Annotated in this window: 16 protein-coding genes; 10 read left to right on the top strand and 6 right to left on the bottom strand. The window is 43.9% G+C overall.

The annotated features are described in order from the left end of the window. Positions 1-82 precede the first annotated feature (82 nt). The 6 genes from rimP (at position 83) to rpsO (ending at position 6,594) form a co-directional block, all read left to right on the top strand. A complete protein-coding gene (gene rimP, locus V7R55_RS06035; RefSeq protein WP_179983224.1) occupies positions 83-541 on the top strand; it encodes a ribosome maturation factor RimP in 459 nt (152 codons plus the stop codon). Between the two features lie 45 nt (positions 542-586). Beyond that, the gene (gene nusA, locus V7R55_RS06040) at positions 587-2,083 is read left to right on the top strand and encodes a transcription termination factor NusA (protein ID WP_334058238.1); all 1,497 of its coding nucleotides are present in this window, start codon (positions 587-589) and stop codon (positions 2,081-2,083) included. Positions 2,084-2,107: 24 nt separating this feature from the next. Beyond that, entirely contained in the window at positions 2,108-4,714 is a 2,607-nt protein-coding gene (gene infB, locus V7R55_RS06045) for a translation initiation factor IF-2 (RefSeq protein ID WP_334058240.1), read from the top strand. 113 nt (positions 4,715-4,827) lie between these two features. Further along, the gene (gene rbfA / locus V7R55_RS06050; RefSeq protein WP_118495169.1) at positions 4,828-5,229 is read left to right on the top strand and encodes a 30S ribosome-binding factor RbfA; all 402 of its coding nucleotides are present in this window, start codon (positions 4,828-4,830) and stop codon (positions 5,227-5,229) included. After that, positions 5,230-6,201 (top strand): tRNA pseudouridine(55) synthase TruB, encoded by a 972-nt coding sequence (gene truB / locus V7R55_RS06055; protein ID WP_334058242.1) that lies wholly within the window; start codon positions 5,230-5,232, stop codon positions 6,199-6,201. A gap of 123 nt (positions 6,202-6,324) precedes the next feature. Then, entirely contained in the window at positions 6,325-6,594 is a 270-nt protein-coding gene (gene rpsO, locus V7R55_RS06060) for a 30S ribosomal protein S15 (protein WP_012518257.1), read from the top strand. A 38-nt stretch (positions 6,595-6,632) separates the two neighbouring features. Here the strand turns inward: rpsO and V7R55_RS06065 are convergent, their stop codons facing one another. From V7R55_RS06065 to V7R55_RS06080, 4 genes are all read right to left on the bottom strand, one after another. After that, entirely contained in the window at positions 6,633-8,906 is a 2,274-nt protein-coding gene (locus V7R55_RS06065) for a diguanylate cyclase domain-containing protein (protein ID WP_334058245.1), read from the bottom strand. Positions 8,907-9,090: 184 nt separating this feature from the next. Next, entirely contained in the window at positions 9,091-9,828 is a 738-nt protein-coding gene (gene rluF / locus V7R55_RS06070; protein WP_334058247.1) for a 23S rRNA pseudouridine(2604) synthase RluF, read from the bottom strand. A 151-nt stretch (positions 9,829-9,979) separates the two neighbouring features. Continuing rightward, positions 9,980-10,786, bottom strand: coding sequence for a hypothetical protein (locus V7R55_RS06075; RefSeq protein WP_334058249.1), 807 nt, complete (start codon positions 10,784-10,786; stop codon positions 9,980-9,982). Between the two features lie 211 nt (positions 10,787-10,997). Continuing rightward, complete coding sequence (locus V7R55_RS06080; protein WP_118495164.1) at positions 10,998-12,554, bottom strand: carbon-nitrogen hydrolase family protein; 1,557 nt, start codon at positions 12,552-12,554, stop codon at positions 10,998-11,000. Between the two features lie 531 nt (positions 12,555-13,085). Between V7R55_RS06080 and V7R55_RS06085 the strand changes: the two genes are divergently transcribed. After that, positions 13,086-13,757, top strand: coding sequence for a 2OG-Fe(II) oxygenase (locus V7R55_RS06085; RefSeq protein ID WP_334058454.1), 672 nt, complete (start codon positions 13,086-13,088; stop codon positions 13,755-13,757). A 216-nt stretch (positions 13,758-13,973) separates the two neighbouring features. Beyond that, positions 13,974-15,659, top strand: a complete 1,686-nt coding sequence (locus tag V7R55_RS06090) for a response regulator (RefSeq protein WP_334058253.1) — start codon at positions 13,974-13,976, stop codon at positions 15,657-15,659. 160 nt (positions 15,660-15,819) lie between these two features. Here V7R55_RS06090 and V7R55_RS06095 read toward each other — a convergent pair whose 3' ends face one another. Together V7R55_RS06095 and V7R55_RS06100 are read right to left on the bottom strand one after the other, a co-directional pair. Continuing rightward, positions 15,820-18,411: an ExeM/NucH family extracellular endonuclease gene (locus V7R55_RS06095; protein ID WP_334058255.1), complete on the bottom strand. Its 2,592-nt coding sequence runs from the start codon at positions 18,409-18,411 to the stop codon at positions 15,820-15,822. A 321-nt stretch (positions 18,412-18,732) separates the two neighbouring features. Next, entirely contained in the window at positions 18,733-20,061 is a 1,329-nt protein-coding gene (locus V7R55_RS06100; protein WP_334058256.1) for a DUF2252 family protein, read from the bottom strand. 301 nt (positions 20,062-20,362) lie between these two features. Here V7R55_RS06100 and ahpC point away from each other — a divergent pair, with 301 nt between their 5' ends. Both ahpC and ahpF read left to right on the top strand, forming a co-directional pair. Next, a complete protein-coding gene (gene ahpC / locus V7R55_RS06105; RefSeq protein ID WP_431603865.1) occupies positions 20,363-20,920 on the top strand; it encodes an alkyl hydroperoxide reductase subunit C in 558 nt (185 codons plus the stop codon). Between the two features lie 171 nt (positions 20,921-21,091). Further along, positions 21,092-22,681 (top strand): alkyl hydroperoxide reductase subunit F, encoded by a 1,590-nt coding sequence (gene ahpF, locus V7R55_RS06110; protein WP_334058257.1) that lies wholly within the window; start codon positions 21,092-21,094, stop codon positions 22,679-22,681. The last annotated feature ends 58 nt before the right edge of the window (positions 22,682-22,739 follow it).

The following is a 22,739-nucleotide window of genomic DNA, read 5'->3' on the forward strand; positions in this document are numbered from 1 at the left end:
TATTAAAACCTGGAGTCAGCCTCGCTGAGCCGGGTGATGACAGGTGGGCTTTAGGCCCTTTTTTCGTTTTTGGAGGTTTGCATTGGCAAAACTTGAAGAGAAACTAACCGAAATGCTAGAGCCAGGTGTAGAAGCACTGGGTTTCGAATTGGTTGGTATCGAGTTTGTACGAGCGGGGAAGCATTCAATTCTTCGCGTTTTTATTGATCATGAGAACGGTATTACCGTAGATGATTGTGCAGATGTAAGTCATCAGGTTAGCGCAATTTTGGACGTTGAAGATCCAATTAGCACTGAATATAACCTCGAAGTGTCATCACCAGGTATGGACCGACCGCTTTTCAAAGAAAAGCATTACATCGAGGCTGTAGGTGAAGTGGTTCAAGTTCGATTGTCTATGCCAATGGACGACCGACGTAATTTTAAAGGCAAAGTACTTACGTGTGAAAACGGCATTGTAAGTATTGAAGTGGATGGCCAGCAGTTCCAGTTAGCTGTGGCGAATATCGAAAAAGGTAACGTTGTTCCCACGTTCGATTAACGGAACAGCTCTGCTTTCATCGACGAAGGCATAAGAGAGGCGAAAATGAATAAAGAAATTTTGTTAGTGGCGGAAGCCGTTTCAAATGAAAAACAAGTGCCTAGAGAGAAAATTTTTGAAGCGCTAGAGTTTGCAATCGCTAGTGCAACAAAAAAGAAAAACGAAGGCGAAATCGAAGTTCGTGTAAGTATCGACAGAACGTCTGGTGACTTTGATACATTCCGTCGCTGGTTGGTTATCCCGGATGATCAAGAGCAAGAAAATCCATTTGCTGAAATTACGTTTTCTGCGGCGCAAATTGACGAGCCAGAGATACAACTTGGCGATTATGTGGAAGAACAGATTGAATCTATCAAATTCGACCGCATAACTACGCAGACCGCTAAGCAAGTTATCGTACAAAAAGTGCGCGAAGCTGAACGTCAGCAAATGATTGCTGAGTACGAAGACAAAGTGGGTGAACTGGTTACGGGTACGGTTAAGAAAGTAAACCGCGACAACATCATTATTGATTTGGGTAATAACGCAGAAGGCGTTATCTATCGCGATGATATGCTTCCTCGTGAAACTTTCCGTCCAGGTGACCGTGTACGTGGTCTTCTTTACGTTATCCGTCCGGAAGCACGTGGTGCACAGCTATTTATAAGCCGTACTCACCCAGACATGCTAGTTGAACTATTCCGCTTGGAAGTGCCTGAAATTGCAGAAGAGACGCTAGAAATTAAATCAGCAGCTCGCGATCCAGGTTCACGTGCAAAGATTGCAGTTAAAACTAACGACAAGCGCTTAGACCCAGTAGGTGCGTGTGTGGGTATGCGTGGTTCACGCGTACAAGCTGTATCGGGCGAACTTGGTGGTGAACGTGTTGATATCGTGCTATGGGATGAGAACCCAGCGCAATTCGTTATCAATGCAATGGCTCCCGCTGAAGTTGCGTCAATTGTTGTTGACGAAGATAGCAACAGCATGGACGTAGCAGTTGAAGCGGACAACTTAGCTCAGGCAATTGGCCGTAGTGGTCAAAACGTTCGCCTAGCTAGCCAGCTTACAGGCTGGGAACTTAACGTGATGACGGTTGACGATCTCAACAAGAAGCACGAAGAAGAAAACGCGAAGGTACTTGATCTATTTACTGCTGGTTTGGACATTGACGAAGAGTTTGCGTCTGTCTTGGTAGATGAAGGCTTTACAACGCTAGAAGAAGTGGCATACGTGCCAGCAAGCGAACTTCTAGCGGTTGAAGGGTTAGATGAAGAAATGGTTGAAGAGCTGCGCAATAGAGCGCGTGCTTTCTTAACCACGCGTGCACTAGCGAATGAAGAATCGCTTGAAGGTGCAGAGCCTACAGAAGCCTTATTAAATCTTGAAGGTATGAGTAAACACGTGGCTTATGTGTTGGCCAGCCGCGGTGTTACTGACCTGGAAGAATTAGCAGAACAAGGTACCGATGATATCAGTGATATCGATGAACTAGACGAAGAGAAAGCCGGTGCGTTAATCATGGCGGCTCGTAATATCGTATGGTTCAGTGAAGAAGAGTAAGGTCAACAGGGGGAAAATTACGTAATGGCAGATGTATCTATTGAAAAGCTCGCCAGCGACATTGGTACGACCGTTGACCGATTGGTTGGCCAGTTTAAAGACGCGGGTATCTCTAAGAGTGCCGGCGATCAGGTAAACGAAGACGAGAAACAGAAACTATTGGATCATTTAAGTAAGCAACACGGCAGCGCAGCTGAACCAACGCGTATGACACTTAAGCGTAAGACGACTAGCACATTAAGTGTTGGTAAGTCTAAAGAAGTGAAAGTGGAAGTACGCAAGAAGCGCACATACGTTAAGCGCAGCGATGTTGAAGAACAGCAGCGTCAAGCGGAAGAAGAAGCGAAGCGTCTTGAAGAAGAGGCACGCTTGAAGCGCGAAGCAGAAGAGAAAGCAGCCGCTGAAGCGAAAAAAGCCGCTGAAGAAAAAGCGCGTAAAGCAGAAGAAGCTAAGAAAGCCGCTGATGAAGAGCGTGCACGTCGTGCCGAACAGGCTAAGAAAGAAGCTGAAACCCGTAAGGCCGACGAACCTGAGCTAACTGAAGCTGAAAAAGCGGAAGCAGAAGCTGCACGTCAGGAAGAAGAGCGTCTGCGTAAAGCGCAGGAAGAAGAAGCGCAGAAGAAACTTGAAGAGGACGCTAAGAAGGCGGCTGACGAAGCGCGTAAACTTGCTGAAGAAAACGAGCGCCGCTGGAAAGAAGAAGAAGAGCGTCGTAAGAAAGCAGAAGCTGAAGAAGTTCACTTGCATTCTAACCGCTACGCTCAAGAAGCAGAAGACGAAGAAGACATGCAGGTTGAGCGTTCTTCACGTCGTCGTCGCAAGTCTAAGAAAAACGCTGGTGAGCATCTTAAGCAAGGCTTTAACAAGCCTGCAGCACCTGTAGAGCGCGTTGTTAAGCTTGGCGCAACCATCACGGTTGGTGAGCTGGCAAGTAAACTTGCTATTAAGTCTAACGAAGTTATCAAAACGATGATGAAGATGGGCGAGATGGCTACCATCAACCAAGTACTAGACCAAGACACTGCGGTACTTGTTATCGAAGAAATGGGTCACAAGTACGAGCTTGTAAATGACAATGCGCTTGAAGATGAGTTGCTAGCAGACGGCACAGATGGCGAGAAATCAACACGTGCTCCTGTTGTTACCATCATGGGTCACGTTGACCACGGTAAAACATCACTGCTTGACTACATTCGCCGTGCGAAAGTAGCAGACGGTGAAGCGGGTGGTATTACCCAGCATATCGGTGCTTACAAAGTACAAACAGATAACGGTGAAATCACCTTCCTAGATACACCGGGACACGCCGCGTTTACTGCAATGCGTGCTCGTGGTGCTACGGCGACAGATATCGTTATTCTTGTTGTTGCTGCAGATGACGGCGTAATGCCGCAAACGAAAGAAGCTGTACAGCACGCCCGTGCTGCTGGTGTACCTCTTATCGTTGCAGTGAACAAGATGGATAAAGAAACAGCAGATCCAGACCGCGTTAAAACTGAGCTATCTCAACTAGAAGTTATCTCAGAAGAGTGGGGCGGTGAACACCAGTTCTGTAACGTTTCTGCGAAAACGGGGATGGGCGTCGATGAGCTTCTTGATGCTATCGTGCTTCAGGCAGAACTACTTGACCTTAAAGCGGTAGCTGAAGGCTCTGGTCGCGGTATTGTTATCGAATCTCGTCTTGATAAAGGTCGTGGTCCGGTAGCGTCAGTACTCGTTCAGGAAGGTCAACTACTTGCTGGTGACATTCTACTTTGTGGTGAAGAGTACGGCCGTGTTCGTGCAATGCGCGACGAAAACGGTAAAGAGATTAAGGTTGCAGGACCTTCAACGCCGGTAGAAGTACTTGGTCTTTCAGGTGTTCCAGTAGCTGGTGAAGATGCCGCAGTTGTTAAAGACGAACGTAAAGCTCGTGAAGTAGCAGCGAAGCGCCATCAGAAGAAACGTGAACTTAAACTTGCTCGTCAGCAAAAAGCGAAACTTGAAAACATGTTTGCGAACATGGAGTCTGGTGACGTTAGCGAACTTAACATCGTACTTAAGGCTGACGTACAGGGCTCTGTAGAAGCGATATCTGAGTCACTGGTTAAGCTTTCTACTTCTGAAGTTAAAGTTAATATTGTAGGTAGTGGTGTAGGTGGTATCACTGAAACTGACGCAACTCTTGCGGCTGCATCAGGCGCTATCGTACTAGGCTTTAACGTTCGTGCCGATGCAACAGCACGTCGCGTACTAGAAGCTGAAGAAATTGACCTACGTTACTACAGCGTTATTTACCACCTAATTGACGAAGTGAAAGCGGCCATGAGCGGTATGCTTGCACCAGAGTTCAAGCAGGAAATCATTGGTCTTGCCGAAGTACGTGATGTATTTAAGTCACCGAAACTGGGCGCAATTGCAGGCTGTATGGTTACAGAAGGTAATGTTAAGCGTAGCAACCCAATCCGTGTACTTCGTGAAAACGTAGTAATTTACGAAGGTGAATTAGAATCACTACGTCGCTTTAAAGACGACGTACAAGAAGTACGTAACGGTATGGAATGTGGTATCGGCGTTAAGAACTATAACGATGTGAAAGTAGGTGACCAAATTGAGGTCTTCGAAATCGTTGAGGTTAAACGCGAAATTTAACTGCCTTAGTTAATTCGGCATGTGAAAAACGGGGGCCGAGTGCTCCCGTTTTTGTCTGTATAAAGTAAACAGCCTCAAGCATGCCCTACGTTAAATAAGGAAAGGAGAGTACAATGGCTCGTGAATTTTCACGTACCGACAGAGTCGCTCAGCAAGTTCATAAAGAAGTAGCGAGCATTCTGCAAAACGAATATAAACACCGCGTAGGCGATATGCCTTTAATCACGGTTTCTGATGTAGATGTATCGCGCGACCTAGCTCACGCGAAAATCTTTGTGACTATCTACAACAGCACTGAAGAAGAGGGCAAAGCCCAAATCAAGCAGCTAGCTGAATACAAAAAGTTCATTCGCAGTATCCTTGCAAAACGTATTCGCATGCGCTCAGTACCGGATCTTCACTTTTTTGAAGATAAATCGATTGTTGAAGGCATGCGTATTTCTAATCTTGTGTCACAGACCATCGCTAAAGATGAGTCGAAGCGCGATGAAGACGATTCACAAGAGCAGGAGTAGATGGCAAGACGTCGTAAGGGCCGTAACATTAACGGCATAGTATTGCTTGATAAACCACTGGGTGGATCATCAAACCAACTATTACAGAAAGTACGTTGGCTGTATAAGGCGGCCAAAGCGGGCCACACCGGCGCGCTTGACCCGCTAGCTAGCGGTATGCTGCCGCTGTGTTTAGGTGAAGCTACCAAGTTCTCACAGTTTCTTTTGGATGCTGAAAAGACCTACGAGGTTACGGCACAACTTGGCGTGCGCACAACCACGTCTGACGCCGACGGTGAAGTGGTAGAAGAGAAGCCCGTTGAAGTCACTGAAGAGCAAGTACGTAACGCGTGTTTAGCGTTCTTGGGTAAGAGCAAACAAATACCATCCATGTTCTCAGCGCTTAAACATCAAGGTAAGCCACTTTATCACTATGCGCGTCAAGGCATAGAGATTGAACGTGAACCCCGTGATATTGAAGTATATGAGCTGGACGTACTGCGTATCGAACTGCCTTATGTCGATATGCGCATCAAGTGCAGCAAAGGTACTTATATTCGCTCTATTGTGGATGACTTAGGGCAGAACCTTGGTTGTGGTGCTTATGTGACCCTCTTACATCGGACCGAAGTCGCAGACTATCCCACCGATAAGATGGTTTCATTGGACAAGTTGATTGAAATTCAAGAATCGTTGGAAGACGGTGACTTCAACGCCCTTGATGACTTGCTTATTCCTATGGATACTGCTGTTAGCCGCCTTCCGTTTGTGACAATTAACGACGCAGAAAGAAATCGTTTTGACAATGGTCAATCGGTTAAAGGCATGTGCAGTGAAGCACTTTGTGAAGGCACATCTTACCGCGTCTATCACGGTGCTGATACCAATGGTATTTTTCTCGGCGTAGGGGAAGGGGTACTTGACCCAAAAGATCAAGGCATTCCGAAACAAGAAGTGTTTGTTAACCCTAAGCGGCGGGTTGTTTATTCATAGACGTAGTGTCTGTAAATAAAGATGGTTTATGGCTTGCTTAGTGTGTAAACGTCATTATAATACAGCGCTCATTCCGCTTTGCTGAATTAGTGATCGGCGAAGCATAAATATTAGGAGAATGATATGTCACTAACTAAAGCAGAAACCGCGAAAATCATTGCTGAGTACGGCGTAAAAGAAGGCGACACTGGTTCACCAGAAGTTCAAGTTGCTTTGCTTACTCACAACATCAACAAGCTTCAAGGTCACTTCGCTGATCACAAGAAAGATCACCACTCTCGTCGTGGTCTTCTACGTATGGTTAGCCAACGTCGTAAGCTTCTAGACTACCTTAAAGGCAAGAACGCTGAGCGTTACCTTGACCTAATCAAGCGTCTAGGTCTACGTCGATAAGACCAGGTTTCAAGAAAAGCGCCCAATGGGCGCTTTTTTTATCTTGTGACCCGCACGAACTCTTTTTTATCAAACATTCTTTCATCAGCAATTCTAATAAGCTCGTCAAGGCTTTTGGCCTCGTCAGGATAAACAGACCAACCTATACTGGCATCCACGAACATTTTCCCTTTTGACGTTATCACTGGCTTGATGATTTCATTGTGCACGCGTTCAATCATTTCCTCGGTATTAAAGTCTTTTTCTATATCTGAAACGATAATTACAAACTCGTCACCGCCCACTCTAGCTGCGATATCGGATACCCTGCATAATGATTGCAATCGTTTAGCTATATCAACCAATACAGCATCACCAATGTTGTGCCCATGAGTATCGTTAATGGGTTTAAATTTGTTTAAATCCAAATAAAGACAAAGACAACGTTTATCCGCTCTATCATTGCGTGCAAATTCTCTTTCTACATATGTCTTCAATGCGTGGCGATTGGCTAACCCGGTGAGAGTGTCGTGATTGGCTAATTCGTTGATACGTTGCTGCGCCTCTACTTGCTCGGTAACATCCATATTAATCCCGAACATTTTGTTGTCTTCCAATCGCCCATCAGCACGAATATAGCGGTATTTGTTTTTACTAACCTGAACTCTAAATTGGGTATGAAAATCTGACTTCGTGTCAATGGCCTGGTCGATGTGTGCTTTTACTGTGTCAAAGTCTTCCATGTGCACCGTATTCGCCCATACACTAAAGTGGTCGTTAAATTCATCTTTTGGAATACTGTAAATGCGGTGCATCCAGTCATCCCATATAAGTTCATTAGTTTCCAAATCCCATTCCCAAACGCCAATGTTTGCTGCATCGGCAGCCATTGACATGCGCTTATTTAATGCCTGCAGTTCGGTCTCTGTCTTTCTCAACTCCGTGATGTCTTCGGAAAGAGATAATAAGTATTGGGCATCATTGTTACCGTCTTTAATCACCACTTTCTTCGTCTGAAAGTAGCGTATCTCCCCGTTGAGAATAAACTTTTGCTCTTCACAGCTTTGAATATCTCCACTGTCAATCAACTGTGTATCCGATCTTACAATACGTTTAGCATCGTCCAGCTCAAAAACATCGAAGTCAGTTAACCCTAGCAGGTCGGTTTTTGCCTTATTAAGATTATGTACAACCATGTCATTTACGTGAGTAAAAGCTAGGGTATTAGCATCTTTCACAAAAAGCATGTCAGGCAGTATATCAAAGACGGTTTGTGTAAAAACTTCCTGATTTTTCACATCTGAAAGGTCTTTGACTGTGCATACAAAGGCTTCATGATTACTGGGAAGTTTATTAACTAAAAAAGAAATAGGAAAAGTAGACCCGTTTTTTCGTACTCCATCAATTCGATGTGGAATACTTCCCAGAGACTTCCCTTCGGCAGCTTTAATTACTTCGTTAAGCAATACACTGTTTCCCGAGCCGGTCTGACTCACAAGGTCGTTGACGCGACGATATTTCAGCTCATGCTTCTGATATCCAAACATAGTTAAAACTACGGGATTAACAAATTCCAGCCTTCCGTCTGAGTCAAAGGTGAAAACGCCTTCTTGAACCGTGTTCAAAACAGCGGTAAACCTATCGGTCGACAGCGTTCTGGCTCTTAATTCAATGAGTAAGATGAAGACAAGCGAGAAAAATAGCACCATAAAGGTTACAAGATAGGCAAGGCTTTCTAAACCTGGTTCGTCGACAAAAGATGTTGAGGGAAGGGCATAAACGTGCATTGACAGCATCCCCGTGTAGTGCATTCCTGATATGGCTACTCCCATAATGGTGGCGGGGATTAACTGCTGCATTACTGTTGCTTCTTTGTTTGAAATAGAAGCGTGAGCCTTAAGCGATATACCAGCCAATACAATAGCTACAATAATGGATGTGAGGAAAAGCCAAGGATCGTATGCCATGGTGGCTTCCATCTGCATTGCCATCATACCAATGTAATGCATACTGCCAATTCCGCCTCCCATATATAAACTATCCTGCCATAGCTTTTGTTCCTTTTTACGGCGGTGTGATACAACAACGAAACTAGCAAAAATTGCAGGCAATATTGATAATAGAGTAATACTAGGGCTATACGTTATCGAGATGGGAAGCTTATAGGCAAGCATACCAACGAAGTGCATTGACCAAATGCCAAAGCCTAAAAAGCATGCGGAGGCAACTGACCAGATAAACCGCTCTTTTTTAAAGTCTGAACGAGAGGTGCGTGAAGCAAAAATAAAACTGAGTAACGCCGCTGTGATGGCAATCAGTATGGAAAGCGCCACGAAAAAAGGGTCATAATTTGCGGAAATCTCTGTCCCTAAATATGTACTCTTATCAATTAAAGAATGTGTATGGCCCTTATCCAATGCACTTTCACTTCCACAGTGTTTTTAGTAAAAGTAGACCATGAAAACTGATTAAACAATGAATTTCTAATATAAATCAGAAGCTTTAATTGATGTGCACCTAAGCGGTTTTACTGGAATATTTTACTGCCTTTTGCAACGTACTTAATTCTTTCTCGGTAAGATTACGCCACTGACCTGGACGCAAATTTTTGAGTTCTAAATGCATAATGCGTGTTCGCTTTAGTTTAGTCACTTCAAAGCCCAGGAATTCACACATTCTGCGTATTTGGCGATTAAGCCCTTGGGTAAGAATAATAGTGAATTTATTTTTGCCGGTTGGTTTAACGATACAAGGCTTCGTCACTGTACCTAATATGGGCACGCCGCGTGCCATACGCTTTACAAATCGCTCACTAATGGGCTGGTTAACCGTCACTTCATATTCTTTGTCATGCGCATTTTCAGCGCGCAATATTTTATTAACGATATCACCATCGCTGGTGAGTATGATGAGTCCTTCAGAGGGCTTATCTAGCCTGCCTACGGGAAATATACGCTCTTTGTGACCGATAGCGTCTATTATATTGCCTTTCACATGGCGCTCAGTAGTACAGGTAATACCTATAGGCTTGTTATAAACAATATAGACCCTGTCTGATTTATCCTTTGCTACTGCACCTACCACTTTTCCATCAACTTTAACGATATCGCCAGTACCAATTTTGGTGCCAAGCTCTGGTGGCTTGTTATTTACAGTTACGCGCTTTTGCTCAATGAGTTTATCCGCTTCTCTGCGTGAACATAGGCCTGTGTCACTAATGTATTTATTTAACCGTTTAGGCGCTTGGTCACTCATTGCGCAGTATGTCCTGTCTTAGTTTTGGAAGGCGGTAATGGTATCACGACAAAAAAGAAAGGGGTTATTAACCCCTTTCTTTTTTCTGTGTTTATCTGGTGTCGCTGTATTGCATTGTTCGTTTTGAAAACAAAACGCAAAACAAGAGGATTTAACTGCCAGCAGGTGAGGCAGGTGAGCCCGCGCCGCCGCTAGCACTGCCGCTTGATACAACTTTGGTTGCGATCTCGCGTATCTCGTTTTCTAAACTGGTAATGCGCCCAGATAAGGTGGTGTTGCGCTGCTCCAACACTGATAGTTTATCGGTAAGATTGCGCACACGCTGCTGGGCGCTTTGTTTGTCACTTGTGGCTTGTTCTAGTTGAACGTTCACTGCGAGTAGTTCATCGGCTAGTGATGCCAGCTGGTTTTTAACAGAGCCGATTGCTGCAGCCTGGCTTTTTACATCATCAGAAACGGCGCTGACATTTTTATTTAATGCAGTTTGAACATTACTAACACGATCACCTAGGTCAGCGATTTCTTTTTGATTTCGACGCCATGCCGAAGCCCAAAGCTTGTCCATTTGCTCCCAAAGCTCATTAGTCTTATTCGACAATTCAGTAACTTTGACCTGTAGGGCAACAGTAGACTCGCCGATTTCTTCGCCTGTCGCAGAAAGCTTGTTCTCTAGCTGCATAATGCGCTTTTCGGCCTGCTCAGCCACAGCTTTCTGTTGCTCAAGCATGGTGTACAAGTAGTAACAGCCTCCGCATGCGGCTAATGAGATCAGGGCAACTAAAACAACCCAGACTCCGTTGCCGCTTCCGCTATTTTCAGGCTGGCGGTTTGCGGAAGGGGATGATGGGGGCGGGGTCGCCTTTGATGGAGCAGCTTGCCTCTTAGTCTGATAGTCTCGACGGTCTTCTTCATCCAATCTAATGGTTGGAAACTCATCGTTTTTCGAATTATTTGCCATAGTAAATTAATAATCTCTTTATGTAGTGCTCTCTTCATGACGTCAAAGTGTTTTATCTTATTGAGAAGAGAGCCCATTATTCTTTGCGCGCGGATTCATGTTATCGCTAAATTGAGGGAAATTCTATGGCTTATGTAGAATGCTAACTCTCCATAAGCCAAAGAAGCTGGAATTCGACCATCCCTAGCACTTTTTCTTGATAGAGACCGAGTTAGTTTTTATCGCCAATCCACTCAACCCGATAAAGATCACGGCGTCGGTCAAGGTAGTTTCGTACCGAGCCTTCGTTTTGCAGCTTGGTAAGCTTGTCGAGGTCTAAATCAACGATTAGCGTCATCTCTGTATTGGGTGTTGTTTCTGACACAATGGCATCGTGGGGGAACGCGAAATCACTGGGTGAAAACACGGCTGTCTGCCCATATTGGATATCTACGTTATCTACCTTAGGCAGATTTCCAACACTGCCTGCAATAGCCACGTAGCATTCATTTTCAATAGCTCTAGCCTGTGCACAGCGGCGCACGCGTAAATAACCATTCTTTGTGTCTGTCCAAAATGGCACAAATAAAATTTGCATCTCTTGGTCGGAAAGAATGCGCGCTAGTTCCGGAAACTCCACGTCATAACAAATTAAAACGCCGATTTTCCCAAAGTCGGTATCAAAGGTCTTAAGGCTGTTACCACCCTTCATTATCCAGTCCTCTTTTTCATGAGGGGTTGGATGAAGTTTGTATTGGCTTTCAATCGTTCCATCTCGTTTGCATATGTAGCTAACGTTATACAGCTGTTCCTCTTCTACCACAGGCATAGAACCCGCGATAATTGTAATATTGTACGACACCGCTAAATGAGATACGGCAGTTAAAATTTCATCGGTATATGTAGCCAAATGCCAAATGGCGTCAATCGATGAATCGGATGGGCTAAGACCCATAAGTGGGGCGTTAAAAAATTCAGGGAACAAGGCCACATCGCATGAATAGTCAGATAGTGCGTCAACGAAGTATTCAACCTGCTGAAGTAATTCTTCTACGTTGTTGAAATAGCGCATCTGCCACTGAATGCATCCTATGCGCGCACTCGATTTCCTGCTTGCAATCAGTGAAGGCGTGCCTGGCTCGTAATAAATGTTATGCCATTGAAGTAAAGTGGCATAACCCTTTGATGCTTCATCTTCAGGTAGGTACGCGGTCATTACTTGCTTTACTTCAAAGCCGTTTGATAGCTGAAACGTTAAGATAGGGTCGTAAATATCCTTGAGCTTTACTTGCTCAATGTATTCATAAGGCGACAGCTCATTCGCATAGTTTCGATAGTTGGGGATGCGACCCCCTGCCATAATTGACTTTAAATTTAGGTTTCTACATAGCTCTTTTCGCGCTTCGTATAGACGCCTACCTAAACGAAGACCGCGATATTCTGGGCATACAATAACTTCTACGCCGTAAAGTACATCACCATTTGGATCGTGAGTCGTAAGATAGGCATCACCAGTTATTTCATCATAACTATGCTTATCACCAAACTGGTCGTAATCAACAATGACGGAAATGGCGAAGGCAACCACTTTGCCTTTATCTTCAATGCATATTTGTCCTTCGGGAAAGGTGGTGACTTGCGCTTTGTAATTAGAGTAGGGCCAAGCGCCGCCAACATTTGCATATACTTTATCCATCAACCCTTTTACATCGTTATAGTCGTCCAGTCTCAAGTTTCTTAAGTCTAGATGGTGTTCCGTTTCTTCTATTTGTGTTTGGTCTTGACTCATTGGGTACTCTTTTTGCTAAAAATTCTGATAAATAATTCTGATAAGTACTTCTGATAAATACTTCTAATACGTAATGTGTGTATGCTTCTACTTAAACGCTTTGAAATGGTTTTTTCAACTGTTAAATGTAGTCTTTGTGTTCTTACCGCAAAGGCGAAGATAACAAGTAAAAAGAGGGCTCGCTTTCAAGCAGCACCTTTAAAATACATACCTTGGCTCACAAGTTGATCTCATTTATTTAGATTTCTCTTTAGTGATTGTCTAAGTCTCCGTTCAGCGGAGCTTGCTCACGCACTGATTAAAGACTAATTAAAAACTAATTAAAAAATACGTAGCAAGAAACGTGCGAATTCTTTAGCCGTCAAAACGATAAATAATTTTTCTTTTATCGATAAAAAAATAGCGCGAAAAATGCGTGGTCAGGCAATTGCCACAAGGCTCAACGCCGCGTATAAGTTCGCTGATTTCTAAACTTACACAACTTCCTAATAATTACACGATTAGTTAACTGCCCACAGGTAAAAGACTTTGATGAATAGAGAACAACTTGCGCCGAATCAGCCTCTACATGTCTTCGATGAAGCCATATTTGAAAACATCGTCGATGACTTAGTCGCTAAAGGCTTTTCTATTCAGGAGAATGGTTTACCGGATTTTGTTACACAAGCACTGTTAGATTGTCAGCGTTCAATCTCCGAAGCTGAATATAGAAAAGCGGGTATTGGTCGTGCAGAGAATTATCAGAAAGCTGAAAAAGTGAGAGGGGACGAAATTTGCTGGATTACTGGTTCCTCTGAGGAAGGCGCTTTGTGGCTGTCTTGGTGTGAAGCCATTCAACAATATATAAATCGTTCGCTTTTTATGGGGCTCTTTTCTTTTGAAAGTCATTTTGCTAGCTATGGACCAGGTAAATTTTACAAACGCCATGTAGATGCGTTCAAAGGTCAGGGCAACAGAGTGCTATCACTTGTTGCCTATCTCAACGATAGCTGGAAAGAGACTGACGGCGGAGAATTAGTGCTGTATTTTGATGAACATGATCAAACAGGTACAAAAGTTTTACCGGCGAAAGGAACGTTTGTAGTATTTCTTAGCGAAGCTTTTCCCCACGAAGTTTTACCAGCGGTAAGAACGCGCCATTCTGTGGCAGGATGGTTTAGGGTTAACGGTACTGTTAATGACAGCATCGACCCTCCGCGCTAGTATCCAAAACCTCATACTTATGTATAATATGAATCTACTATATATCTGTTGTGATAACGCTATGCTTTAGGCATAAGCGTAATAATCTACGCTAATTGATAAAAACCGACGTAGGGTTTTTACGCGAGGTCACCTAGATAGCATAGTGATGTCCACGATAGGGTTTGCTTATTCTATTGTGTCGCTTAGGGAAAAGATGTAAGAAGTGATTGGTTAATGCTGGAAAAAATACCTGCCCCCACCCCAAGAGAAGAACTACATGTGCTGGTTATCGATAACCAGGGGCTAGTTCACGATGTAGTTGCATCAGCATTACACGAAATTGGAATTAAAAATGTAAGCAGTGCATTTAATGCATTCCACGCAAAAAGGTTATGTGAGGCAAGACAATATGACTTTGTACTGCTTGCCTTTAACGTTAGTCATGACAAAGATGGTTTTCATCTTTTTGAAGAACTAAAACACCTCAATCACATCAACGACACTACCACAGTCATTTTTCTTAGTGCAGAGACATCGCCTGAGCTCGTTAATTGTATTGTAGAACTGCAGCCGGATGACTTCTGGGTTAAACCCTTACAGCGCAGTAAGATCGAAACGCGTTTAGAGTATCTTATACAGGTTCGATTAAAGCTTCACAAAATGCTGCATTGTATGCATGCAGGCGACTACTCAACGGCGATGTATTACGCCGAAAGGCAGCTAAAAGACGCGTCACTTTCTGAGTACCACACCAGAATAAAGCGCCTCATAGGCGACTGTTTATTGCAGCTTAGGGACTACGAAACGGCAGAGGATTATTTCAGAACATTATTGCAAAGTGTCGATCATGCTTGGGTTCATATTGGCCTGACCCGTTCGTTACTTCGTCAAGATGAACTAGAAGAAGCGCAACTATTAGTAGATGATTTACTTCAGCGACCCGATACACGTTTTTTGACTTTTGACTTGCTTGCGCAATATTTTATTGAGAAAGAGCAGTTCGATATTGCTTACGAGCAAATGAAAGAGGCTAGTCGGCTTGCGCCCCGTAATATCGAGCGAAACAAGCGCTTGTGGGATTTAGCAAGACTTAATCACGACAAAGCCGGTCAGCTCACTGCCGTTCAGAGTATGGCTAAGTACGCAAAAAACTCAATTCATGACTCACCGCAACTAACATTAAACGTAATTCGTTCTACCATTGACTTGGCAACAAGTTTAGGAAATGGAGAAGGTGAAAAGTACCTTAAACGTGCGGAAAGTGAGCTTGAAGAGCTAAAGCAACAGAAAGGCATGCAGAACCAGCTTGCTGAACAAATAGACGTGGTCAGATCCCGAGTACTGTGTCTTAGAGACGAGAAACGTGAAGCTGAAAAATTAATGAAGGATCGCTCAGCATCGACTGAAGGGCTGTCAATGGAAGATAGCTTAGATAAGATGAAAGCCTTCCATGAATTGGGTATGCGTGAGCACTGTGTGAGCATTCTTGATAAGCTGAGAAAGCAAATAGAAGGTGATACTTTCACCTCACAAGTGGTAAATGAGTACCTCAATCAAGAGTCTATAGAGCGTACCGAAATTCAGTTTACTACTAAAGAGCTTAAGCAGATGGCGGCCGTAAATTACAAAGAAAATCGTCTTGTCCCCGCATATAACAATTTAAGACAGGCGTTGACTTTGTCACCTAAAGACAAGCAAATTGCGTTAAGCCTGCTTAAAGTTATTACTCAAATACATCTAGACAATGGACTAAGTGAAGAACAAATGAATTCGGCGCAATGTGCTGCTAAATTACTTTGTGCTGGAGAATTATCAGCCACTCAGGCGGAAAAACGGGACCAGTATATCGCGCGTATTGGTATTGAAGTTGATAACTCTAATGCTGCTGACTTAGTTGGTATGGTAGCCGTTAAAACATAACTTATGGTCTTGTCTGCTCCATATACACTGACAAAGCTAATTTTAGGTATTAGTTGTAAAAAGACAGTTCCCTGAACACGCAAAGTTGTAAATACAAAAAAAGCTGCCTTGAATTCAAGGCAGCTTTTTTAATTTTTGTAGGCGTTAACTTTCTCTTCTACTATTTTTTAATAGCAGTAGTACGACGACGAAAGCCAATTACTGCGGCTAGCAGAGCAAGAATTCCTCCCATTGAGCCGCCTGAGCTGTCGTTATCGTCTTCCTCATCCTCAACGTCGTCTACTACATCCGCTTGTAAATCGAATGTAGCGATGAATGGGTTATGGTCTGAACTTCTGAATGGACCCACATCAGTGAACGCATAGCCGTCTTCATCAGCGTAATAACGAAGGGCTTGGTCATACTGTAGCTGGTAAGCTTCAACTGAGTTAATATTCCAGTGTGCACCATCGATAGCGTCTTCAAGCATGGCTTCACTTGCCAGAACGTGGTCTAAACTACCTACTTGCTCGGTACCGTAGAACCAGTATGAGAAGCCTTCTGCATCAAATTCTTCAGCTAGATTGTGATAGCCGAAGCTAGACTCAACTTCAACAGAAGCGCCATCGTCCATCTCTGTATTTACCGCAGTATTTATCGTGTAACCACGAGCTTCAGGTGTATAGTCAGTAAGTACTGCCACAGGATCTTCGGCGCTGTACGCGTTTAAGTCACCTAAGATTACTTTGCGCTCAGGCAGGCTCTCTTCACTTAATGCGTTACCCAAAGTCATCGCTGCTGATACGCGAAGTGCGTTGCAGCTGCCTTGAATCGTTGTGATCTCAGACGGCTCCTCTGCTATGTCTTCAGCGCATTGGCCACCTTTAGATTTAAAGTGATTGACAGCCACAAGGAAAGACTTGCTGCTTTCATTATGAACGAAAGTTTGCAGTAAGCTAGAGCGCATCCGTGCCAAGCTATCTTCATCAATTTGTTGTACTGGCATTGCAACAATTGTAGCGTCGCCTTCTGGCTCTACTACAGAGGCTTTGTAAAGCAGGCCAACGGTGATGGCATCTGTGCCAATTTCACTACCGTCACTCGTAGCGATAAATGAGTATTGCTCGGTTTCACCTAGCTCAGCATTAATGGCATTTACGAGTGATTGAATTGCACTATCATCACCAAAACCGTCGTTTTCGATTTCCATTAGGCCAACAACGTCAGCGTTAAGGTTAACAATGGCCTCTACAATACGACCTTGCTGTAATGCAAACGCTACAGCATCGTCAGCACCGCGATTATCATCATAATCGAAAGTTACATCACCATTTTCATCTACTTCACCGTTAAAGTAGTTAAGCACGTTGAAGGTGGCAATTGATAGGTTACCCTCTGTAACAACAGGGTTAGCCTCACGAGTCGACGTTACTTCAATAATGTCGTTAGGGTTAATTCTGTAAGTACCAAAGCTATAATTTAATGGGCCTGAGGCAGAAACTGCATCTCCAATTCGTATGGCATTTGCGTAGCTGAAAGTAGGGAAATAGTTTAGCGCATCAGGATATTGCGAACTGCTGTTATCTTCTATAGTTAGAAGGCTTGCCTCGCTCGCTTCAACGGCGGCTGTGTAAGCATCTGACAATGGTGCTGCAATATCGCTTGGCTGACGCTTAATCGTATCGCTTACTACAATTTCTCCGAAGCGCCAAAGGTTGTTTGTGCTTGTTACAGTGGCATCAGTTACGCTTACAACCATGCCTTTAACCGTTTCAAGATCAAGTTCGTACGGCATAGACAGCTGGACTGCCGCTACTGAATCAACCGCACCACAATCGAGTGCAGCGACATCGCTATCCATGGCAAGGGTTGTCATGCCATAGTTTTCTTCTACTTCACCATAGAGGCGTACTAGGTTACCGGTTGCAATTTCAACACTACCCTCTACGAAAATACCTTCAGACGTGCTGTCGTCAGTATCGTAATCTGCAGCCTCTTCTTGAACGAAGAAGCCGCCAGCACGAGTGCCAGTCACAATTGCTTCGATAATGACACTATTGCCAACTTCAGCAGAGCTACTTTCGTTACCTTGAATAGCACTAATTAGCATGGCGTCGTCGCCGCATACGCCCAGTTCCACAGCGGGCTCTTCGGGCACATCAACAACATCATCACCACCTTCTGTAGTGAACGTGCCGGTAGGGAATGGACTGGCTGCATCTGAATTTGTAGTTGAGCCGTCAAGCGCGTCTACACCACTATAAGTCCAGTTTGATGCTTCAAAACTACCGCCATTAGCCGTTTGCCCTGACGTACGGTATGCCCAACCATCTAAGTATTCCCATGCCGTACCGTTGCCGTCTACGTTAATATCACCGAAAGTGTCAATTACGCTACCATCTTTAAACAGTTCAATGGCGTCATCACCATTAATAGCCATTGATGATGTATCGTAGTCTGGCGCAGAACCGAAAAACGCAGTAAATCCATCAACCTCTGAAGCTACGTAAATGTAGCTGCCTGCGCTTGCAGAAACACCAGCTGGAAAGGTGAACTCTTCGCCGTCAGTGCCACCACCATTGTTCGCACTGCCAATGCCATAGGCAGATAAGTCAGCAATATCGTTGACAACGAATAGCTCTACGGCTTTAGGAACACCACCACTTAATGGCCCGTCTATAACACCACTGATAACTAAATCGTTGGCTTGTATAGCAGTAGAAGAGAGTGCAGAAATAATCCCTGCAGATAGTAAAGTTAATGATGTTTTCACGTCATTTTCCCTTTGTAGTTTTCATTATTTTTGAATCACCAACGCTAATATTTTTGCTATTTGAGTCTGCAAAAGAAGAGCGCGTAGTGATGCGCAATTTTGTTATTGCTTGTTCTACCGTAGGGAAGTTTGCGATTAATAGAAATGACTTAACCTTATTCAAGCTGATTTTTGAATATTAATTAAAAAACAATGACTTACGATGTACGGGTAAACTTACTTGTACTCTTAACTCCTTTTCAAATACCTTTGCAAGCGATAAATAATGCTATTGCCTTTAGTTTGCAGCCTTCTGTTTCTATTAAAGATTCACTCAGAGTATCAATTAAACTCGAGGTGACGCGAAAATAAAGCATGATCTTCAACTACTTGCTCTGAATAGAGATTTGCAATTTTTACGAGTGAGCTTTCTGTTTGTGACAAAATACTTGATGCTGATTGGGCAAAACGTGTGCTTCTTCTATCTCCACGACAGTGGGCCAGCGCCAAGCTATAACCGCATAACTCTGCAAAGTATTCAAAGCCACCATTTATCGCTTTGTTGCCCATTGCTATATCGTGAGGATCGATACCCACCTTAGCGTGATGTCTTGAGCGAACAAGGTAGTGAGCATTTTCAAATTTAACTTCGTCAAGAACAAGGTCGGGCTTTCTTTGCATTCGTCGTTGGCAGCGAGCCGTGAGGTGAGCGGCATTTAAACCGTTTACCGGGTTGATGTTAGGGAAATAGTAAATGGGTGCGGCAACACGCTGCTGTTTGACTTCTACAATATGGCAATGTGCAAAGCTTGTTTCACTATGCGGTTTAGATGGCCCGACTAAAAAATAATAGCGCGCCATATTCACTGAGCCAGTTCCTGCGTTCAGTCGTTTAACAATATCAACGATAGAGTCGTCCATGTAAGGAGCAAACGCTTCGTGTAATGTTTCATATTCACGTTCATCTAGGGTAGAGAACTTTTCACTGTTGGGTTTAAAACCTAATGTATTACCATCGAAATACACCGCTTTAGCGAGCGCGCTTTTAAGCGTAAAGTCCTCACCGCCAGCGCTTCGGGCTTTCGCTTTTTTGTATAGCTTAGCGAGTTTACTCGGCACGTCATCGGGGCAATAATCTATGGCTTCGTTGAGTATACTGTCATCTTCAATAACTCTTTTACAAGTCGCCACATAACGCTTGATAAATGCATGTTGCGCACTAATGACTTGTTGATGGGTAACAACAGGCTTAGTGGTATCGACGTCTTCCCCGAAGTATTTACCTTCCACGATGCCGCTACAGTGTAGCTGCGCGAGCTGCAACGAAACGAGATAGCGAAGTATGTCCCATTGCGCTTTGCCAACACAGGCATCGTCGAAGTCATTGGGAGAAAAAATAACCGTATCTCCGTGAGAGCCTTCCTCTGTAAGAAAACCAAAATTAGAGGTATGGCAGTCTCCCATCACACTGGTGAGCGGAAGAGAATCGCACTCTTTGGGAAAATTAATCAGACCCGCTTTGATATCTGCATAAAACAATTGTGCGCTTCCTCGATAAAATACAAAGGGGCTGTGTGCCATTTTTGTGTGTTTTGGCAAGCTTCGAGATGGTGCGTGATTATCAATGCGCTTAATTTCTTCTGAAATAAGTTGAATTCGGGGTTTAGTCATTTGTTCCTCACGCGGCAGATATTAAGGCTGAAAACAAGGTTGTATCGCTTATCCGTAAGCTAACTGATTCTATTTTCATCGTTCAATTCAATAACCTGATTAAGCGATTCATTTTTACCAATTAGTTTTTTTAAGTGATGCGCGCTATTCTTATCACCAGTTTCAAGAGACATGGATTTCACCATAAGTGAATATCTTCACAAAAGTGCAAAACCATGTCGACACAATATACGTAAAGTTTGTATCCGTATGCATTTAGTGTGCGGAAATATTTAAACCAAATGGAGAATTAAACATGGCATTGATCAATACTGCTATCAAACCTTTTAAAGCAACTGCATTTAAAGACGGCGAGTTCATAGACGTAAGCAGCGAAGACATCAAAGGTAAATGGGCAGTTTTCGTATTTTACCCAGCTGACTTCACATTTGTTTGCCCAACTGAGCTTGGCGACATCGCTGATAAATACGAAGAACTTCAGTCTCGTGGCGTGGAAGTGTTCTCAGTATCTACTGATACACACTTCACTCACAAAGCATGGCACGATTCTTCAGACACGATCAATAAGATCAAGTTTGCAATGATCGGTGACCCTACTGGCGAAATCACGCGTAACTTCGATTGTATGCGCGAAACTATGGGTCTTGCTGACCGTGCAACATTCGTTGTTGACCCAGAAGGTATTGTACAAGCAATGGAAATCACTTCTGAAGGTATTGGCCGTGACGCAGACGACCTAGTTCGTAAAGTTAAAGCGGCTCAATATGTAGCAAACAATCCAGGTGAAGTTTGCCCAGCGAAATGGAAAGAAGGCGAAGAAACACTTGCTCCTTCTCTAGACCTTGTAGGCAAAATCTAAGCAGCACCGCTTAGTGCCTAACACAGCAGTAAGCTGTAAACAGAAGTGTTAGGCAGATAGTTTGTAGGGAGTGGGTCTCCACTCCCTGATGTTAATTTCCTATTTCCGCTTATGTTGTTAGCCTTAAAAGGTTGGCGGGGATCGGCGTGTCGAAAATAAGGCAGAATAACCGTGTTAACTAAAGAAATTTTACAAGCATTGAAATCATATGCTGAGACAATGCAAAAAAACGTAACCTTTGTCGTACAGACCGGTGAACATAGCAAGCGCGAAGAGCTTGTGAAGTTTCTGTCCGACATTGCTTCAGTAAGCGAAAAACTAAACGTAGAAGAGCGTGACACTAATGGTGAACTACGCAGCGCTATCAGCTTTTTACTAGAGGCTGATGGGGAAGATACCGGAATTCGTTTCTCTGGTATTCCGGGCGGCCATGAGTTTAACTCGCTTGTACTTGCCATGCTGCATGCAGCAGGCACTGAACTTAAGCTAGATGATAGCGTTCAAACATTGGTTAAAGCCGTTAAAGAGCCGCTTAACTTTGAAGTATTTATTAGCTTAAGCTGTCACAACTGCCCTGAAGTCGTACAGGCGCTTAATCAATTCGCTTTGATTAACCCTAACATCAAAACCGAAATGATCGACGGCGGGCTGTATCAAAACCTAATACAAGAGCGCGACATTCAAGGTGTACCAAGCGTTTACCTTAATGGCGAGCTATTCGCGAACGGTAAAGTTGATGGTTCAGTACTTATCAACAAACTTATTGAGCGTGACCCTAGCCTTAAAGAAGCGAACAAAGGCGACGCATTACCGCTTCAAGACGTTACTGTTATCGGCGGCGGTCCAGCGGGTGTTGCGTCTGCAATTTACAGCGCTCGTAAAGGCCTTAAAGTAGCCATTGTAGCTGAAACTTTCGGTGGTCAAGTCAAAGATACCATGGGGATTGAGAACCTAATCTCTGTGCCTAAAACAACGGGACCTGAGCTTGTAGGTAACCTAATGGAGCATGTCCGCGATTACGATATCACGCTTAAAGAGCACGTACGCGTAGACAGCATTGAGAAGGGTAACATCAAAACGATTACGCTTTCTTCTGGCGAGCAAATTCGCACCCGTACGGTTATTGTTGCAACAGGTGCACGTTGGAGAGAGCTTGGTGTTCCAGGTGAAAAAGAGAACGTAGGTAATGGTGTCGCATATTGTCCGCACTGTGATGGTCCGTTCTTTAAAGGTAAAGATGTAGCTGTTATCGGTGGTGGTAACTCTGGTATTGAGGCTGCACTAGACTTGGCAGGTATCGTAAAGTCAGTAACGGTATTCGAGTTTATGCCAGAGCTTAAAGCAGACCAAGTCCTTATCGATCAGGCTGAAAAGCGCGATAACATTACCATTATCAAAAATGCGGCTACACGCCAAATTACCGCTGAAAATGGCAAGGTGAACGCAATTGAATATCAAGACCGTTCAACCAATGAAGTTCACACTCGCGAACTTGCTGGTGTATTCGTTCAAATTGGTCTAGTGCCTAACAGTCAGTTTATGAAAGACACGGTAGAGATGACGCAGTATGGTGAAATTGTTGTTGATACCAAGTGTCATACTTCTGAGCCGGGTATCTTCGCCGCAGGTGATGTGACGACTGTGCCTTATAAGCAAATCGTTATTTCGATGGGCGAAGGCGCTAAAGCGTCATTGGCCGCCTTTGAATATTTGCTTAGCCATGAAGTGGTTGAGACTGAAGACGAGAGTGAAGCTGCATAGTAGCTAGTTGGTAAATTAAGAGTACGAAGAAGCCGAGCTAACACTGTTAGTTCGGCTT

Origin of the sequence: Alteromonas sp. S005 (genome assembly GCF_036864475.1) — a bacterium.
Classification (GTDB): Bacteria; Pseudomonadota; Gammaproteobacteria; order Enterobacterales; family Alteromonadaceae; genus Alteromonas.

Excerpts from the sequence above, each read along its gene's own strand:
- nusA (WP_334058238.1), top strand. The coding sequence starts at position 587 with ATGAATAAAGAAATTTTGTTAGTGGCGGAAGCCGTTTCAAATGAAAAA.
- infB (WP_334058240.1), top strand. The coding sequence starts at position 2,108 with ATGGCAGATGTATCTATTGAAAAGCTCGCCAGCGACATTGGTACGACC.
- rbfA (WP_118495169.1), top strand. The coding sequence starts at position 4,828 with ATGGCTCGTGAATTTTCACGTACCGACAGAGTCGCTCAGCAAGTTCAT.
- truB (WP_334058242.1), top strand. The coding sequence starts at position 5,230 with ATGGCAAGACGTCGTAAGGGCCGTAACATTAACGGCATAGTATTGCTT.
- rpsO (WP_012518257.1), top strand. The coding sequence starts at position 6,325 with ATGTCACTAACTAAAGCAGAAACCGCGAAAATCATTGCTGAGTACGGC.
- rluF (WP_334058247.1), bottom strand. The coding sequence starts at position 9,828 with ATGAGTGACCAAGCGCCTAAACGGTTAAATAAATACATTAGTGACACA.
- V7R55_RS06075 (WP_334058249.1), bottom strand. The coding sequence starts at position 10,786 with ATGGCAAATAATTCGAAAAACGATGAGTTTCCAACCATTAGATTGGAT.
- V7R55_RS06080 (WP_118495164.1), bottom strand. The coding sequence starts at position 12,554 with ATGAGTCAAGACCAAACACAAATAGAAGAAACGGAACACCATCTAGAC.
- V7R55_RS06085 (WP_334058454.1), top strand. The coding sequence starts at position 13,086 with ATGAATAGAGAACAACTTGCGCCGAATCAGCCTCTACATGTCTTCGAT.
- V7R55_RS06090 (WP_334058253.1), top strand. The coding sequence starts at position 13,974 with ATGCTGGAAAAAATACCTGCCCCCACCCCAAGAGAAGAACTACATGTG.
- V7R55_RS06100 (WP_334058256.1), bottom strand. The coding sequence starts at position 20,061 with ATGACTAAACCCCGAATTCAACTTATTTCAGAAGAAATTAAGCGCATT.